The organism is Capnocytophaga leadbetteri (genome assembly GCF_003054025.1).
In the GTDB taxonomy this organism is placed as follows: Bacteria; Bacteroidota; Bacteroidia; order Flavobacteriales; family Flavobacteriaceae; genus Capnocytophaga; species Capnocytophaga leadbetteri.
The window spans coordinates 1-17,699 of record NZ_QBKG01000013.1 but is presented as its reverse complement, the minus strand read 5'-3'; the positions used below and the strand labels follow the sequence as shown (position 1 = coordinate 17,699).

General features: G+C 39.4%; 17 protein-coding genes. 15 read left to right on the top strand and 2 right to left on the bottom strand.

Annotation, left to right across the window (positions count from 1 at the left end):
• Positions 1 to 3: 3 nt before the first annotated feature.
• Positions 4 to 3,348 carry a SusC/RagA family TonB-linked outer membrane protein gene (locus tag C8P65_RS09410; RefSeq protein ID WP_107782583.1) on the bottom strand — a complete coding sequence of 1,115 codons (3,345 nt, stop codon included), beginning with the start codon at positions 3,346 to 3,348 and terminating at the stop codon, positions 4 to 6.
• A gap of 574 nt (positions 3,349 to 3,922) precedes the next feature.
• Here C8P65_RS09410 and rnpA point away from each other — a divergent pair.
• The 15 genes from rnpA to C8P65_RS09335 all read left to right on the top strand — a co-directional run bounded on the left by rnpA (position 3,923) and on the right by C8P65_RS09335 (position 17,380).
• Positions 3,923 to 4,300 carry a ribonuclease P protein component gene (rnpA, locus tag C8P65_RS09405; protein WP_107782582.1) on the top strand — a complete coding sequence of 126 codons (378 nt, stop codon included), beginning with the start codon at positions 3,923 to 3,925 and terminating at the stop codon, positions 4,298 to 4,300.
• Positions 4,301 to 4,307: 7 nt separating this feature from the next.
• Positions 4,308 to 5,372: a Fic family protein gene (locus tag C8P65_RS09400; RefSeq protein WP_107782581.1), complete on the top strand. Its 1,065-nt coding sequence runs from the start codon at positions 4,308 to 4,310 to the stop codon at positions 5,370 to 5,372.
• Positions 5,373 to 5,481: 109 nt separating this feature from the next.
• A complete protein-coding gene (gene purN / locus C8P65_RS09395) occupies positions 5,482 to 6,045 on the top strand; it encodes a phosphoribosylglycinamide formyltransferase (RefSeq protein WP_107782580.1) in 564 nt (187 codons plus the stop codon).
• A 112-nt stretch (positions 6,046 to 6,157) separates the two neighbouring features.
• Positions 6,158 to 7,093 carry a hypothetical protein gene (locus C8P65_RS09390; RefSeq protein ID WP_107782579.1) on the top strand — a complete coding sequence of 312 codons (936 nt, stop codon included), beginning with the start codon at positions 6,158 to 6,160 and terminating at the stop codon, positions 7,091 to 7,093.
• Entirely contained in the window at positions 7,090 to 7,341 is a 252-nt protein-coding gene (locus tag C8P65_RS09385; RefSeq protein WP_107782578.1) for a hypothetical protein, read from the top strand. Before C8P65_RS09390 ends, C8P65_RS09385 begins: the two co-directional genes overlap by 4 nt.
• 1 nt (position 7,342) lies before the next feature.
• Positions 7,343 to 8,068: an SMI1/KNR4 family protein gene (locus tag C8P65_RS09380; RefSeq protein WP_107782577.1), complete on the top strand. Its 726-nt coding sequence runs from the start codon at positions 7,343 to 7,345 to the stop codon at positions 8,066 to 8,068.
• A 544-nt stretch (positions 8,069 to 8,612) separates the two neighbouring features.
• Positions 8,613 to 9,206: an HmuY family protein gene (locus tag C8P65_RS09375; protein ID WP_107782576.1), complete on the top strand. Its 594-nt coding sequence runs from the start codon at positions 8,613 to 8,615 to the stop codon at positions 9,204 to 9,206.
• Between the two features lie 7 nt (positions 9,207 to 9,213).
• The gene (locus tag C8P65_RS09370) at positions 9,214 to 9,930 is read left to right on the top strand and encodes a hypothetical protein (RefSeq protein WP_245887382.1); all 717 of its coding nucleotides are present in this window, start codon (positions 9,214 to 9,216) and stop codon (positions 9,928 to 9,930) included.
• 183 nt (positions 9,931 to 10,113) lie between these two features.
• The gene (gene rplM, locus C8P65_RS09365) at positions 10,114 to 10,569 is read left to right on the top strand and encodes a 50S ribosomal protein L13 (RefSeq protein ID WP_009390763.1); all 456 of its coding nucleotides are present in this window, start codon (positions 10,114 to 10,116) and stop codon (positions 10,567 to 10,569) included.
• Complete coding sequence (rpsI, locus tag C8P65_RS09360) at positions 10,569 to 10,955, top strand: 30S ribosomal protein S9 (RefSeq protein ID WP_009390760.1); 387 nt, start codon at positions 10,569 to 10,571, stop codon at positions 10,953 to 10,955. Before rplM ends, rpsI begins: the two co-directional genes overlap by 1 nt.
• Positions 10,956 to 11,119: 164 nt before the next feature.
• On the top strand, positions 11,120 to 11,839 hold the full coding sequence (gene rpsB / locus C8P65_RS09355; RefSeq protein WP_009390757.1) for a 30S ribosomal protein S2: 720 nt from the start codon (positions 11,120 to 11,122) through the stop codon (positions 11,837 to 11,839).
• 65 nt (positions 11,840 to 11,904) lie between these two features.
• Positions 11,905 to 12,867, top strand: coding sequence for a translation elongation factor Ts (gene tsf, locus C8P65_RS09350; RefSeq protein WP_107782574.1), 963 nt, complete (start codon positions 11,905 to 11,907; stop codon positions 12,865 to 12,867).
• 78 nt (positions 12,868 to 12,945) lie between these two features.
• Positions 12,946 to 15,177 (top strand): zinc-dependent metalloprotease family protein, encoded by a 2,232-nt coding sequence (locus C8P65_RS09345; protein WP_107782573.1) that lies wholly within the window; start codon positions 12,946 to 12,948, stop codon positions 15,175 to 15,177.
• 136 nt (positions 15,178 to 15,313) lie between these two features.
• Positions 15,314 to 16,654, top strand: a complete 1,341-nt coding sequence (gene gdhA / locus C8P65_RS09340; RefSeq protein WP_107782572.1) for an NADP-specific glutamate dehydrogenase — start codon at positions 15,314 to 15,316, stop codon at positions 16,652 to 16,654.
• Between the two features lie 72 nt (positions 16,655 to 16,726).
• Positions 16,727 to 17,380, top strand: coding sequence for a M949_RS01915 family surface polysaccharide biosynthesis protein (locus C8P65_RS09335; protein ID WP_107782571.1), 654 nt, complete (start codon positions 16,727 to 16,729; stop codon positions 17,378 to 17,380).
• A 103-nt stretch (positions 17,381 to 17,483) separates the two neighbouring features.
• Here C8P65_RS09335 and C8P65_RS12175 read toward each other — a convergent pair.
• Positions 17,484 to 17,699, bottom strand: a 216-nt coding sequence (locus C8P65_RS12175; RefSeq protein WP_211305898.1) for a hypothetical protein, incomplete at its 5' end; no start/stop codon positions are given.

Here is a 17,699-nt window from a genome sequence, read left to right as displayed (position 1 = left end):
TTTTTAAATTCCGAGATTGATAGTGAATGTATACTGAGAAGTAACAGGGTAAGCAACCCCACCAGAGCGGAAAAACTCAGGGTCTTGTCCGTTGAGGTCTTTATCAGCATATATTAAGAAAGGATTGGTAGCTTGCAAACGTAAGCTAAAGTTGCTAACGCGTAAAGCATCGAGTACCTCTTTTCCAAAAGTATAAGAAAGGCTTATACTCTTCATACGAACAAACGAACCATCTACTACTCTTGCAGAAGAATAGTTGTAAGCGTTATACACTCTTCGGAGAGTGTTTTCGCCTAATTCGGTAATGGTTCTCTTGCTTGGAATAGCAGGGATGTTAGTGGTTTGCTCATCGCCAGCAGCTACCCAACGGTTGCGCATTTCTTTAGGGAAAACGCTTAGGTCATTATAATCAACACTGTACTGAGGCGCTTTGCGTATCTTATTACCCGCTTGTACGGTGATAAGGGCGCTGAGTTCCCAGTTTTTATAACGGAAGGTGTTAGAAAGACCTCCGGTGATGTTAGGCTCTACAGCTCCTTCTTTCTTCAGATAGCTTAAGATATTAGTAATTGATTGGAAGTTAATATCTTGGTAAGCTGTACTGCCGTTTAACAGGTTGAAGAGCGGCATTCCCTTATCGCTAAGACCGATAAAATCGTATGAGTAAAGGGTATTGCGCGCGCCTCCTAATACATTTCCTCCTAAATCGCGTACTAAGTTGTAAACGTTAGGCTCATCGGAAAGCTTGGTAATTTCTTGATTGAAATAGGCAAAGTTGATACCGGTACTCCAGCTAAAGTTGTCTGTTTTGATGTTTTTAGTATCTAATGCCAACTCTATACCTTTGGTTACCATTGAGGCATTGTTGGCTAACTTAATGCGTTGCCCCCCGATACCAGAAGTATTTACATAGTCAATCAGGTCTTTAGAGTTCTTTTGGTATATGTCGGCAGAAAGGTTGAGGCGGTTTTTGAATAGCCCTAATTCAAGCCCTAGGTTGCTTTCATATACTTTTTCCCAAGTAAGCTCGCTGTTTTGCAAAGAAGAGATTCGGATAGCACTTTCTTTATCGCCACTTCTGTAACGCTCCATTACGGCATTTCTGAAGATAGGCAAGGCATTACTTGCAGGGCTTAAGCCTGCGATAAGTCCGTAGCTGGCTCTGAAAGCAAGGTTAGAGATGGTGCTATTGTTTTCTAAGAACTTCTCGTTGCTAGCATTCCAACGGCCACTGATATTCCACGTAGGTAACCAACGCGCTGAACGACTGCGGCCTAATTGGTTAGTACCTTCGTAATTGAGTGTACCTGCCAATACGTAGCGGTTGTCGTAAGTGTAAGTACCTTGAGAGAAGAAAGCTATACCACGCTCTTTGGTGTATGATTTGCCATAATAAGGGTTGCTTTCGTCAATAGCCTTTTGTACGGCACGGTAATCGGTGAAAACGGTGCCTCCGCGGTTGAACTGATAGCCATAACCTGTGAAGTTATTATTATCGCGGTCGGTATGGCGATACTCTTGCCCTAAGAATATCTTTATGTCGTGTACATCTTTGAGTAGTCTTTTGAACTCTAATGCATTACGGAAATAGTAGCTTTGCAAGTTGTTTTCGCTTAGCTTAAAGATACCTCCTTCAGGCATTACTACTTTGGCAATAGCTTCTGGGTCGTTAGGATCGGTGAATAAGAAAGGGTTTTGCTGTCTTACTATAGTAGTTTCGGCAGCACGGTAAGCATTTGACACGTTAGAATCTTCGGTGATAGAGTGTTCGCTGCTGCTCTTTACGTGGCGCACAGACCCTAAGAAGTTATATTTTAATCCTTTAGCCAATTTTATCTCTAAATCGCCTTGTAGTTTTAACTCGATAACATTCAGGTCGATGTAGTTATTAGCTAGCTCGTTAAGGATATTCATCTTAGCGTAGTTATAGCGGTAGTACTCGAGGTTGCCATTATCGTCATACGGACGCAAAGTGCGGCTGGTGTTGAGCGCATAACTGAAAGGGTTGATATCGAAATCGCGGTCGTAACCCCCACTAACAGTGTTTTCTGAACGAGCAAAAGTACCCGGTGCTTTTTGAGTACGGATAGAACCTTGGGTAAGGATTCCTATCTTCACATTAGGAGAAAGGGTATAACTTGTCTTTAAGTTACCTGTAACGCGGTGTACGCGGTCGGCTATTGTCCAACCTGGGTCGGCAAAGAAACCTATTGAACCATAGATAGAAGCGTTTTCGCCTCCACCAGAAAGGCTCACGGTATGGTTTTGGGTAAGTGAAGGGCGGAATAGGGTTTTAAACCAATCGGTATTGGCGTATTCGTATTTGCGCAAGAAAGCTGCACGCGCTGCATCGGAATTTTCGAGTAAAAACTTGCCTGTAGCAGGGTCGTAAGTATCGATAGCGCGGTACATAATATTGTATACCCCACCATAACGGCCTTGGGTGTGTGAAGAGAGTGAGAAGTAGCCTTTGCGCTCTAACTCTTGGTATACGTCCATTGTCTCTTGAGAGTTCATAATGTCGTACTGGCTATAGGTAGGCACCATACGCACTGATTCCTCTAACTGGTAATTCACTTGGGTTTTCATATTGCGTTTGCCCCCTTTGGTGGTGATAATCACTGCACCGTTGAGCGCACGTGCCCCATAGAGTGAAAGCGCTGAAGCATCTTTAAGGATTTCGATGCTCTCGATGTCGTTGGCATTGATACCTGAGATAGCTGAGCTTACTAAGGTAGAAGCATCACCAGAGGCGAGCTGTTCGAAGGTTAGCGGTACTACCTCTTCTTGTACAGCCCCATCGACTACCCATAGCGGTTTGGTATCGCCAAAGATAGATGAACCCCCACGAATGGTGATTTTAGGTGAAGTACCAAAAGTACCTGAAATGTTCTGTACGTTTACACCGGCTGCACGACCTTCAATCATACGCCCTACGTCTACAACGCCGTCCATTTTGATATTGTCGGCTTTGAGGGTTTGGGCATTACCGGTAAATTTAGAACGGTCGAACTCTTGGTAGCCGGTAACCACTACCCCTTCGAGCTGTTGCGCTTCGTCTTGAAGGGTAACATTGATTACTTTGTTGGCACCAACAGTGCGTTCAACGGTTTTAGCTCCTAAAGAAGAGAAAACGAGCACCGTTTTGTTATTAGGGACTTTGATGGAATATTTACCATCTAAGTCGGTAGCTACCCCGTGAGAGGTGCCTTTAACAACTACAGAGGCACTGGGTAGTGGAGTGCCATCGCTGTCTTTTACTACCCCTGTGATGGTGAGCTCTTGGGCATAGGAAAGTCCTACCGCCGATAGCACCCATAGCAGTACATACGTCAGTTTTTGTCTCATCGCTATTACTATTATTTTATTAACGGGGGCAAAACTAAATAAAAAATATCTACAATGCAAATATAAAAAGAATTTTTTTTCATACTGCCTATGATATTATAGCAAAAGTAACCTATACAAGAGGTTTTGCTGATAATGTAATGAAATTGTTAAAATGGTATGGTGTTTCTGTTATAATACTGCAAAATGTTGCTAATATGTCAAAAATGTAAATGATTTTTTGATAGTTTTATATGTAAAGTTGTATTTTTAAAGTGTTGATAATCAGTATTAAATATTTTTTTGTTACGAATATATTTCAGCAGGGGCTAAAAAGACAGCTATTTAATAAGCAAAAATTAAAAAAGGCGGTAGAAGTATATTTTTCTATTTTTTAGTCGGTTAGTAGATGTTTGTACTTCGTCGATTCTTCGCTTATCGTTCGCTCATCTTTCGCTTATCCTTCACTTATCGTTCGCTCTTCCTATATCGTTCCTATATCATTTGTATAGGGTAGGTGGTGGTAGAAATTTTTTCTAATTTGCTAAATTGCTAATTATGTAGTACATTTGCCGATTATTAATAGTTTTCTATTTTGTATACATTTCCTAAAAGAGAAAAACTCTGCAAACGCACTCATATACAGCAGCTTTTTGCCGAAGCGGATAGCTTAAGTAGCTATCCGCTGCGGTTGCTTTATGCGCCCATGCCTGCCTTGGAGGCGCCCTATCAGCTGCTGATAAGTGTGCCTAAGCGTCAGTTTAAGCGAGCAGTGCATAGGAATAGGCTTAAACGCCTTATTCGGGAGTGTTACCGCTTGCAAAAGCATTTGCTGCCGCCCCCTAAGCAGCCTTGTGCTTTGGCTCTTATATATATAGGTAAAGAAGAACTGCCCTATCAGGCTATCTATGAGAGAGTAGGAGAACTAATGAGACGATTAGGTGATTTGCCGATTTGTCAATTAGAAAATTAGCTGATATATGATAAATAACTTTACTTTAGCACTACTGCCACCACCCTCTGAAATAGAAACTCGCGAAGTACTTAAGCAGCTATCGCTTTCGCACCGACATCTGGCAGAACTCAAAGGGATTGTTAAAACTATTCCGAATGAGCAAATACTTATTAATACGCTTTCGCTGCAAGAGGCGAAGAGTAGTAGCGAGATAGAAAATATCGTTACTACCCACGATGACCTCTATAAAGAGCATATTATGATAGAAACAAACCCTGCCAGCAAAGAGGTAGTAAACTATGCCAAAGGTTTGAAAATGGGCTTTGAGATTGTGCGCAATCAGAAATTACTACTCAATAAACATATATTGCTTATTCAGGAGCAGTTAGAAGAAAATAAAGCTGGTTTTAGAACACAAGCTGGTACAAAACTCATCAACAGCAAGAATGAGGTAGTCTATATTCCACCTCAAGACAAAGATGAGATACAAAATTTTATGGCAAACTTAGAGAAATTTATTAACGACCCAGATTTCTCAGACCTTGACCCACTTACTAAGATGGCTATTATTCACTACCAGTTTGAGAGTATTCACCCTTTTTATGATGGTAATGGGCGTACAGGGCGTATCATCAATATTTTGTACTTGGTATTAGAGGGTCTTTTAGACTTACCCGTACTATACCTCAGTAGATACATTATTCAGCACAAAGACGATTATTACAAGGCTTTGCAAGGGGTAAGAACTGACAGTGACTGGCAAACGCTTATATTGTACTTGTTAAAAGGAGTAGAAGTAACGGCTATTGAAACTATAAGTTTGGTAGAAAACATCAAAGTACTGATGCAGCAAACTAAACAACGCCTACGTACTAACTTGCCTAAAGTATATAGTCAGGATTTGCTTAATAACCTTTTTAAAAACCCTTACACTAAAATTGAGTTTTTAGAGGCTGATTTGAATGTAAGTTATCAAACAGCGCGTAAGTACTTAGAAATACTGACAAAGGAAGGTTATCTGACAAAAGTTCAGAAGTGGAAAACTAGTTACTATATTAATGAACCGTTATTAAATTTATTTCTTAAATAGTGTTGTCATTTATACGAAAAGGCACTTTTGTATAAATGAGGACTCTATCATTTATACGAAAAAGCACTTTTGTATAAATGACACTAACCCTAACTAACCCCTATAAAAAATGCTAAAAATAGTTGTTTTTGCGTCTGGTTCGGGCTCTAACGCCGAACGTATCGCTACTTATTTCGCTGAAAAAGGTACTGCACAAGTGCAGGCTATCCTATCTAACAATCCGCAAGCGGGTGTGCTAGCGCGTGCCAAACGGCTGGCTATCCCCTCGATAGTATTCGATAGGCAGGCGTTTTACCATTCGGATATAGTGCTTAACATCGTTAGAAGTTTGCAGCCTGACCTTATAGTATTGGCGGGCTTCCTCTGGAAAGTGCCTGCGTACCTGACTGAGGCTTACCCTGATAAGATTATTAACATACACCCTTCGCTGTTACCTAAATACGGCGGTAAGGGTATGTATGGCGCCTATGTGCACCAAGCGGTGATTGACCACGGCGAAAAGGAAAGTGGCATCACTATTCACTACGTAAATGAGCATTACGATGAGGGGAATATTATCTTCCAAGCGAAAACGGAGGTACTCCCCACCGATACTGCTGATACTTTGGCTGAAAAAATACACCAATTAGAGTATCAGCATTTTCCGGAAGTAATTAGTCGATTTGCCAATTAGGTGATTTGCCAATTTGGCGATTTGGCGATTTGGCGATTTGAAGATGAGAAAAAATGTTTTTTGAAGATTGGAGAAATAAAGAGAAGAGGGAAATATTCATCAGAGTTTTACTATGCAAACAGAAATCATTTGGAAGAAACAGTTTAAACAATCGTCCGCTTTTAATATTACCCCTATAGCCGACCCTTTTAACCCTAATTGCTTTTATGTAGGGGGTGGAGCCGAAGATGATTATGGAAGATATACACATCTACGCCGCTTGTCGTTTGCTACAGGTGAGGAAGAAGCTTCTGTATCTTTAAAAAATAATATTAAGGAAATATACTTTACTCCCGATACACAATTCATATTAGTTCTATCTGACGACTATTTGTTAAGAATACAACGTGAAAACCTGCTTATCACCGATATATATGATAAGAATTTCCCTAAAACCGCTAGCTGTATGGCTTTTAATTATCAGCCTATTTTTTTCTTGATGAATTCAGCTGATAAAAATCTCTTTGCTTTCAATTGTATTGAAGGCACTAAAAAAAGAAAAGTAACCAAGGTGGAGGGGTGTTTATCTCTTGATTTTGAAGATGATAACCACCTCCTTATCTATGCGCCTACAGCAATACAACGTTACGATTTGGTAAAAGATAAAATAGAGATACTTTTCAATACTGCCCCTTATAGGTCTGTAGTAAAAGACAGTAAAGGCAATATTTATATGAATTTATGTGATAACAACAGAAAACTTCTATCCATTATCCGTAAAATGGCTCCCGATGGCACTTATAAAGATTATGATTTAAGCCCTTTCAATATAAAATTTGACGATTTTAAGCTTTCTAAAGATGAAAAATATCTCTTTTTAATGGATTGTTACGAAAAAACAAATACTTTTTGTAAGTTTTCATTAGAGAACAATGAGATAGCAAGCAAATTCACATTACCAGAAAACGAAAGACTCTTAATGTTCTTTGAGCAACAACAGCTTATACTCACTAAAGAAAAAGATAGCTTTCAAATGAATTTTATAGGTAGAAAAATAATTAAAGAATGAAATTATTCAAGCAAAAAACGTGGCAGTTTGAAACCTCGGGAGTAGAAGGCGAGGTAAAACTCTTTGGCGTAAATATATTTGACTACAAATGGCAAGAAACGGGAGAATATGTAAAAGTAACAGACCCTCTCTACCACGCCGAAAAATCTTTTACCCTTTATGAAGTAGTGATAAACGGCGAGACACACAGCTTTGTAGCAGGAGAGTTTAGCAATATGATATGGGGCTTTTATTTATTGAAATATTAATATGGAAAACATTAAAAAACTATACAATCTCACACCCAAGGACTGCAAAGGCTTCTCGGAAGCACAGTTGTTAAAAGCTGAAAAACGCTTGTGCATCACCTTGCCTGAGGAGTTCCGAGCGTATTACCTACAGTTAGGGGCAACCAAAAGTATAAACCAATCCTATAACTCGTTGGCAACACCTCAGCAATTGTATTTTGCAGGCGATTACTTATGCTTTTGTGAAGAAAACCAAGGAGTAGTGATGTGGGCTATCCGCAAAGAAGATTTAACCAACCCTAATCCACCCGTTTGGGGTAATTACGGCTCCGAAACCGACCCCAATTGGATACAAGAAACTCAAAGTCTCTCGGACTTTTGGCTGTACATAGCTATTTACAACGGTGTGATGGGAGGCTTGCGTTACAATGCTAATGCAATGGGCGGTTGGAAAATGGAAGACTTTGAAGTACCCACAGGAGCAGTTGCCCATATAGAAAAACAATATACCGAACTCACCTCTCTCAGTTGGGAAGGACAACGCACCTTTACCGATACCGATTTTCAAATAGTCATTACCCTTGCCATACATCAAGACTCAAACCGAGCCACTGCTATTTTTACAGGTAGCACTCAACAAAAGTTATTTGATACTCTTTTAGACGCTATGGAAAACTTTGGCTTAGAATGGGATTACACTTCCTATGATGATGACGATGATTTTCAAGAAGTCTCAGAAGCTGAATAAATGAATTAAAAGCCAAAGGCTTATTGCCATCAAGTTAGCTATTTTTGGATTATAAAAAGGGCATCTACACAACTAATTAAATTGACAAATAATATGACCGAAGCAGTAGCAAAACACATCAAAAAGCTCCGTCAGTTGGAGAAAAAAGGCGATTTGCCGATTTGCCAATTTGTCGATTTGGCGATTTGTCGATGAGAAGATTAAAAAAGAATAAAAAACACTGTTTTAAGAGGCTGTTGCAGGCTGATAAAACAGTGTTTTTTTGTGTTAGTAGTGATGAAGTCTTCTGTATATAAGATTTTGTTATAATATATTGATTATTAAGTGTATATGTACCCCCCTCCTTACACATACTCCGCTGCGCCAGCTCGCGGACTTCCTTCAAAGGGGGAGCTTATACACGAACATCATAATGGACTATGTATCTTATATTGAATTCTCTATAATTTAAATATCGTTAAAAATAATTTAATATAAATTAAAACTTTATTTTTAGGTTTATCTAAAAATATTTTATACCTTTGCCCACTCAAATAACAAAACTATGAATTACAAAGTATTTATTTTATCAGTAGTGGGCAGTCTGAGTTTGATTGCTTGTAAAAAAGAAAAAGATGAGGCAGAACCCTTGTCTGTTACCAATGATGTAAAGATGCTAAATGCGACATCGTATGAAAAATGGGTGTATTACTCGCTTGAAAAAGGAGCTATTGTAGAGGTGAGTTCGCCTGAAACTGACCTTACGTGGGATATAGCTTTCCAACGCTGGTATGTGAAAACCAATAGCGGTACCTCCGGCAAAGGAAAGGGGGGTGCTATTAACACTAAAAAAACAGATTGGGATAAGGTGGTTATAGCTCCTCCCACAGGCTATAAAGTAGATGCGATAGGAACGCTAAACGGTTGGGACGTAGTAAAAAACGTTGAAACTAAAAAAGAAGGTACTTTCTCTCAAGAGGCTTCGCTTTATGTAACCTACATCAGTGGAGGGAAATACAAAAATAGAAATGAGGTTTACTTGCTGAAAACAGCTAAAGGTAAGTTTGTGAAAATACAGTTTTATGACTATGTGAATGAAAGACTAAAAGGAGGCTATCCTAGTTTTAGATATAAATTAAGTGATAATGAAAATTTTTAATATGAAAATGAGGTATTTATGGATATTGCTAGCTCTGCTGGCTCAGCAGGCTATGGGACACGCTATTTGGATTGAAACCAACACAGAGGCAAAGATAGGCGATTGGCACGAGGTGCGCATTTTCTTCGGTGAACCGAATGAAACCAATAAGCCTACACCTACCGCTAAATGGTATTCTGACTTGAATACGCTTTCACTTTCACTCATCTCCCCTTCGGGGAAAGAGACTGTTTTGGAAAAGAAGCAGTCAGAATGGTGTTATTACGCTCATTTTAAGGTAGAAGAAGAGGGCGTTTACAAATTGAATATTAATCATTTGGTGGCTAAAGTATACAAAAGGATGCGCTTGAGGTATCAGTCCGTTGCTTTTGTGAGTACGAAACCGCTGACTGAAACGGTTGTCTTGGGTGATAAGTCGTTTTTTAGATTGGGGGTGGCTCCCGCTAAAGGAGACGCACAGGAGTATAGAGCCTTCTACAAAAAAAGAGGACTAAAGAAAGAGAAAGTTACCTTTGATTTTTCAGTAGATAAAAGCATTACTGGTATTACCAACAAAGAAGGCGTTTTGACCTTTCAGCCAGAAATGCCTAATAAATATATAGTGAACCTTGCTAAGCAAAAGAAAAATAGAGGGAAGCACAATGGTAAAAAACATCTTTTTGATTATATTTGGCTGACTTACTTATGCGCTAACAAAGAAATTATAGAGCAAAATAAGTTTTGATTTGCCAATTAGCTAATTTGCTAATTTGTCGATTTGCCGATTTGCCAATTTGGCGATTTTGAAATTTGTTAATTAATTTTTTTTGCTGTTTCAAAAAAAAGTTGTACTTTTGCGCCCTAAAAATAGGAGTGCCCTTTGTTGGCACTAAAAGGAATGTTTAATTTATAATAAAAATCACAAAGAGTGGACACATTAAGCTACAAAACCATCTCTGCCAATAAAGCTACTGTAAACAAACAGTGGGTTTTGGTAGATGCTGACGGACAAACTTTGGGTCGACTTGCCTCTAAAGTGGCTAAGCTACTTCGCGGTAAGTATAAACCTGAATACACCCCTCACGTTGATTGCGGCGACAACGTAATAGTTGTAAATGCTGAGAAAATCAACCTTACGGGTAACAAATGGGAAGATAAAACATATCTTCGCCACACTGGCTATCCAGGCGGACAACGCACAGTAGGCGTGAAAGACCTACTAGCTAAACACCCAGAACGTATCATTGAAAAAGCTGTAAAAGGTATGTTGCCTAAAACAAAATTGGGTGCAGCTGTATTACGTAACCTAAAAGTGTATGTAGGCACTGAGCACAAACACGAAGCACAACAGCCTACTGCCATTAACTTAAACGATCTTAAATAATGGATGTAATTCACACTATCGGTAGAAGAAAAACCGCCGTAGCGCGTATCTACCTAAAAGCAGGCAACGGTACCATAACCGTAAACAAACGCGAACTTAACAATTATTTTACTACTCCTACCCTTCAGTATAAAGTGAAACAAGCTCTTGCTTTAGTTGGAGCTGAAGACGCATATGATGTGAAGGTAAATGTATACGGAGGAGGTATCACTGGACAAGCAGAAGCAACTCGCTTGGCTATAGCACGTGCGCTTTGCCAATTAGACGCTGAAAACCGCGCTACCCTAAAACCAGAAGGTCTGTTAACTCGTGACCCTCGTATGGTAGAACGTAAGAAATTCGGTCAGAAGAAAGCACGTAAGAGATTCCAATTCTCTAAACGTTAGGATAATTATGAATTTTGAGTTCTTAATTCAAAATTTAAAATTCAAAATTAAATTTGCTCCTTAGTTTAGCATCCAAATGGCTCAGGCGGTTGTTTATCAGATAAGAAAAGCCTCTCCAAGCCATTGCTGACGCTGTAGGAACGTAAACTATTTAAAAAACAAAAATGGCAAATAACATAGAAATTAAAGAATTATTAGATGCAGGCGTACATTTCGGTCACCTTACGCGTAAATGGAACCCTAATATGGCTCCCTACATCTATATGGAACGCAACGGTATACACGTAATAAACCTTTACAAAACCGCTGCTAAAATAGAAGAAGCTGCTGAAGCGCTTAAGAAGATAGTAGCTTCTGGCAAGAAAGTACTTTTCGTAGCCACAAAAAAACAAGCTAAAGATGTAGTAGCAGAAAAAGCTACATCAGTGAAAATGCCTTACATCACAGAACGTTGGCCAGGTGGTATGCTTACCAACTTTGTGACTATCCGCAAGGCTGTGAAAAAAATGTCGTCAATCGACAAAATGAAAAAAGACGGTACCTTTGATACCCTTTCAAAACGTGAAAAACTACACGTAGAACGTTTGAGAGAAAAACTAGAAAAGAACTTAGGTTCGATAGCCGATATGTCGCGCTTACCAGGTGCCCTCTTTGTGGTTGATACCCTACGCGAACACATTGCTGTAAAAGAAGCTCAAAGATTAAACATTCCTATTTTTGCAATGGTAGATACAAACTCTGACCCACGTGAGGTAGATTTTGCTATCCCTGCTAATGACGATGCTTCAAAATCTATCGACAAAGTACTTTCATACATCACTGAAGCTGTGAATGAAGGTCTTGCTAATAGAACCGCTACAGCAGAAAAAGAAACTAATGAATAATTACTTAATGACAAATGACAAACCATAAATTTGTCATTTGTCATTCACATTAAAATTTTAATAAAATGGCAAATATTACCGCCGCAGACGTAAATAAACTAAGACAAGCCACTGGTGCTGGTATGATGGACTGTAAAGCAGCCCTTATAGAAGCCGAAGGCGATTTTGATAAAGCAATAGAAGTATTGCGCAAAAAAGGTCAGAAAGTAGCTGCTAAGCGCGCTGACCGCGATTCTAAAGAAGGTGCTGTTATCGCTCAAGTAAACGGAAACCATACAGTAGGTGCTATCATCTCGCTTAACTGCGAAACTGACTTCGTAGCTAAAAATGCTGATTTCGTAGCTCTTGCTAAAGATTTGGCTGAACTTGCTCTTGGCGTAAACAACAAAGAAGAACTTCTTGCTATTAACTATAAAGGTATCACCGTAGCTGAGAAACTTATCGAGCAAACTGGTGTGATAGGTGAGAAAATAGAACTTGGTGCTTTTGAAAAAGTTGAAGCTCCTTTTGTAGGTTCTTACATTCACAACGGTAATAAGATTGCTGCTATCGTAGGTCTATCAAGCGCTATCGCTGATGCTGCTGAAGTAAGTAAAAACTTAGCGATGCAAATCGCTGCTATGGGTGCTGAAACTCTTTCATACAAAGACTTTAGCGCTGAGTATATAGCTAAAGAAACTGAAGCTCGTATCGCTATTATTGAAAAAGAAAACGAAGAACTACACCGTTTGGGCAAACCGCTAAAACACGTACCTCAGTACGTATCGTACGCTCAGCTTACTGCTGAAGTATTAGCTAAAGCTGAAGCTGATGCTAAAGCTGAACTAAAAGCAGAAGGTAAACCTGAACAAATATGGGATAAAATCCTTCCTGGTAAAATACAACGCTTTATCTCTGATAACACTACCCTTGACCAAGAGAAAGCTCTTCTTGACCAAGTGTATATCTATGACGAAAGCAAAAAAGTTTCAGATTTTGTAAAATCTAAAAACGTAGAAATTACTGGCTTCAAACGTGTAGCTTTGTAATCGTAATAAGGTCATAATATTAGATTTTTAAAGTTAATACTAAGCCTCCGCGTGAAAGTGTGGAGGCTTTTTTTTGCAATGAAACACATTATCCACCTCTTGTTTTTATGGCTATTTTTTAGCTTACAGACAACTTATGCACAATCGACCCTAAGTGGGAATATAGCTCTCCCTACTGATGAAACTCTTACTTTGGAGTGGCAAGAACGGGAGAACTCGCAGCAAAATAAAGGTATCCATACCTTTGTAGGTTACTACCAAAATCAGTTTGTCGCCACTTTGGTAATACACCCTAACAAGGAGGCTTCTGGCAGTTTGCAATGGGAAGGCACGACTTACCAACTGACAAGCACTCCACAAGGTGAGCTATCGGCAAAGGTACGCTTTCACCACAACCCTAATAATAAATGTGGCACCTCTCTTCAAAGCAGCCACACAGCTCGTCCTATTACCTCTCTTACTTCTATAATGCCTAACGACCCTGAGGGTATCTTGTATCTCTACCGGTTGGCAGTACTTATTGATTATCACGACTTCGCTAATACTTTCAGCAGTGATATAAAACAAGTAAAAGATTTTTTACTTAACCTTGAAGTTTTTCTCAATGAGGTGTATGTACGTGATATTGGGGTAAAATTTAGTATAGTGGCTAATGACCGGCTTATTATTCAGGAGGCTACGAAGCAGCTATACGACCAAACTTCGCGAAGAGATATTATTGAAAATTCTACTGAAAAAATAAATGAACTTATAGGCGATAAACAATATGATTTGGGAATAGTGATTGCGCCTGGAACTGATTCCACCTTATCGGGGCTTGCTTTCTTTTCTGGAGGGTTCCGCCTTATACGAAAAGGAGGGGCTTCGGCAATAGCTGACAATGCTACCATAGCCCACGAAATAGGACACTTATTTGGCGCCGACCACACTTTTAAGAATGCTTATTCGGGTAACTCTCTCTATACAGAGCCCGCTTATGGTCAATCGCTAATGGGCTATAGCAATAATTTTCCTGATGGGGCTTTCTTTTCGCTGCCTACAGCTTATCAAATACGCGGTGGGATTGTCAATCGCTCTTATTTTAAAGACCCTGAACGCACTCAGTTAGTAAACCGCAATGGGAATGATGTGAGTAACTTCAATTACGCCTACGGCATCAAAACTGAAAGTTCTTTCCCTACGATAAACCGCACTAAGTTGCAAGAAACTTATACAATTCCTAAGGATACTTACTTCCAATTCTATATCAATGCGACTAATACTAATGGTATTCCGATTTATTACACAGCGCAACTGACCAGCAAGGCAGGCGTAAATGACCCTAAGTTCCTCACTCGTAAAGGGAAAACGGGTAAAGAACCTATTACTTTTCAGACCCAATACAGTGATTTGGGTGGATTTATAAACTACACACGCACAAATGCAAAAGGTGAACACCTTTTTTGGTTAGCGGCTTCGAATCCTGCGCCTCAGCACTTTGTGAATTACGATATGGTGACTGTAAAAGTGATTATTGCAGAGGGTAAGACTTTCGCTATCACTAATGGAATGAATGATGAGTATGAAGGGGGCGCTTCCCTCACGCTAAACTGGCAAGTAGACCCTAATTTCTTTGATGCGAATAGCAAAGTGCGCATTCTTCTTTCTGATGATTTTGGGAAAACCTTTAAATATACTTTGGTGGAAAGCACCGAAAACGATGGTAGTTGCGAGATTACCCTCCCTAATATAGAGGTCGGTACTGTAGAATGGGGCAAACAAAAGAAGATACAACTTCCCGCAGGAGTTATCAAGGTAGAGGTGATAGACCATATAGCTTTTGCTACTACCAATGTGGCTCCTTATAAAACATCTAACGGGAAGTTAGTGCCTAATGGTGGTTTTAAAATTAAAAAGAAAGCAGAATTGCCAGAGCCTAAACCAGAACCCAAGCCCGAACCTAAGCCCGAACCTAAACCAGAACCTAAACCAGAACCTAAACCAGAGCCCCAGCCTAATCCACTTCCGCAAGAGCCAGAAAAGAGGGTCGTTATCTATAACGGAGTTTCGTCAGCTAACCCTCAGAACTATTTTGCAGTAGAGGGGGTAGATGTTACTACGCCTATTCATCTTCTTATCTTTGATGAAATGGGCTTGAAAGTATATGAGAACAAGGATTATGGCAAAAATGGTGATTGGTTTAGAGGATATGCTAATATTAAAAACTTTATAAATAATAATAAAGCGTTGCACGGCACTTATTTCTATGTAGTTAGTTACAGCAAAAATGGCAAGATAGAAAGGCAAAATGGTTTTTTGTATGTTAGGTAAAAACTTCATTTTCTTTTGAAATAAAAATATTTTATAAAAATTTCTTTCGTTTTCTTTGCGCGGTTCAATAATATTAACTACCTTTGTCGCTCATTAGTATAAATAACCAAATAATTACATAACGAATTAATATATTATGGATGTAAAAAAAATTATGACCTCTTTGGAGGCTAAACACCCAGGAGAAAAAGAGTACTTACAGGCAGTACACGAAGTGCTTGAGTCGGTAGAAGAGGTGTATAATCAGCACCCTGAATTTGCTAAAGCTAAAATTGTGGAACGCATCGTAGAGCCTGACCGCATCTTTACCTTCCGCGTAGATTGGGTAGATGACAAAGGCGAAGTACAAAGCAACCTCGGTTACCGCGTGCAATTTAACGCTGCCATAGGTCCTTACAAAGGAGGTATCCGCTTCCATAAAGCTGTAAACCTATCGATGCTTAAATTCCTCGGCTTTGAGCAAACTTTCAAAAATGCTCTTACTACGCTACCTATGGGGGGCGCTAAAGGAGGTTCAGACTTTGACCCTACCGGTAAATCGGACGCTGAAATTATGCGTTTCTGCCAAGCCTTTATGCTTGAACTATGGCAACATATAGGTCCTGATACCGATGTACCTGCCGGAGACGTGGGTGTAGGTGGTCGCGAAATAGGCTATATGTACGGAATGTACAAAAAATTGGCTCGCGAGTACAACACAGGAGTACTTACTGGGAAAGGTATTAACTGGGGAGGCTCTCTTATCCGTCCGGAAGCTACTGGTTATGGAGCGCTTTACTTCGTAGACCATATGCTTAAAAAACTTGGTAAAGACCTTAAAGGACAACGCGTGGTAGTATCGGGCTTTGGTAACGTAGCTTGGGGAGCATCGCAAAAAGCTACTCAGTTAGGGGCTAAAGTGATTGGTCTGTCAGGTCCTGATGGTTGTGTGGAAGTGCCTAATGGTATGACTCACGAAATGATAGACTATTTATTAGAGCTTCGCGCTTCTAACCGCAATATCGTAGCTCCTTTTGCTGAGAAATTTGCAAAAGAAAGTAAATTTACCGCTGGTAAAAAAGCGTGGGTAATCCCTTGTGATATTGCTTTGCCTTGTGCTTTCCAAAACGAATTGAACGAAGAAGATGCGAAGATGCTTATCGCTAACGGTGTGAAATTGGTAGCAGAAGTATCGAATATGGGTTGTACACCAGAAGCTATCAAAGCTTTCCAAGATGCTAAATTGCCATTTGCCCCAGGTAAAGCGGTGAATGCAGGAGGGGTAGCTACTTCAGGTCTTGAAATGACCCAAAATGCAGCACACCTTGCGTGGAGAGCTGAAGAAGTAGATGCTAAATTGCACCATATTATGGAGTCTATCCACAACGCTTGTCTAAAATACGGACAAGAAGATGGTTATATTAACTACGTGAAAGGGGCTAACATAGCAGGCTTTATGAAAGTAGCGCACGCTATGCTTGACCAAGGAGTGGTTTAATGACAAAAAAACAATAAATAAAAAAAGCTGCTTCTGCAAAATGGAGCAGCTTTTTTAATTCGTTTACTTTTTATGAAAAATCTTTATCTACTTTTGCTTTTTGGTTTCTTATCACTACAAGCACAAACAGACCCTTCAGGAGCAACACTTCTTACAGACAAACAAGTACAAATGCTTTTCCCCTACGAAACGCTTAAAGAAATAGGGGTAACATTCCCTATCAGGAAAGTGTATGCTTTTAAAGATAGATTGGGTAAGCAGTATCTTATCATTTCTGAAAATAATACCAACCCTGATAAGGCAACCTCTATAAAAGCTTTCAACGTGCTTCTAAAAGAAGAAACACCGCCCCAAGTGCTCTGGACAATTACAGATGCTATTAATGATACTGAAAAAGCAATGTGGTTCTATACGCGCTATATAAGCCTTACCGACCTGAATAACGATGGCTATGTAGACCCTATTGTACTATATGGTACAGAATCTCAGTACGGAGAACTGTACGAAGAAAACCGACTCAAATTCATTATTTACTACTTAGGAAAAAAAACAGCCATTCGTCATCAAAATTCTAGTTTAGATGATGGGCGACATACTCAAATAGATCGCTCTTATTACAAACTCCCCTTAGCGTTAAAAAAGAAAATACGCAGTATTGTTGCAACCTTAGAAGAAAGAGGACACGCGCTTTTTAATACTGAAACTATTAAAGAGCTAGAAAAGTAATGTGCTATAGCCTACAAAATACACTTTTTTAGTATGCCTCATACAGTGATAATAAGCTATAATGGGCATAAATCACGCTATCTGCCAAAAAATCTTCATCTCCCTAACCATTGATTTCCAACCACTTAACTATTCTCCTCAAAAAAACTTGAAAAAAAAGTGCTAAAAAATTTGCAGAATTAAAAAAACGCCGTACCTTTGCACCCGCAAATGAGACGATAAGTGCTCTTGCAAGAAGAAACAACACGTACATTGACATAATGTTGTACAGCACAAAATAAGATTTAAAGAATCGAGTGAAACCTGAAGTCAATAACTT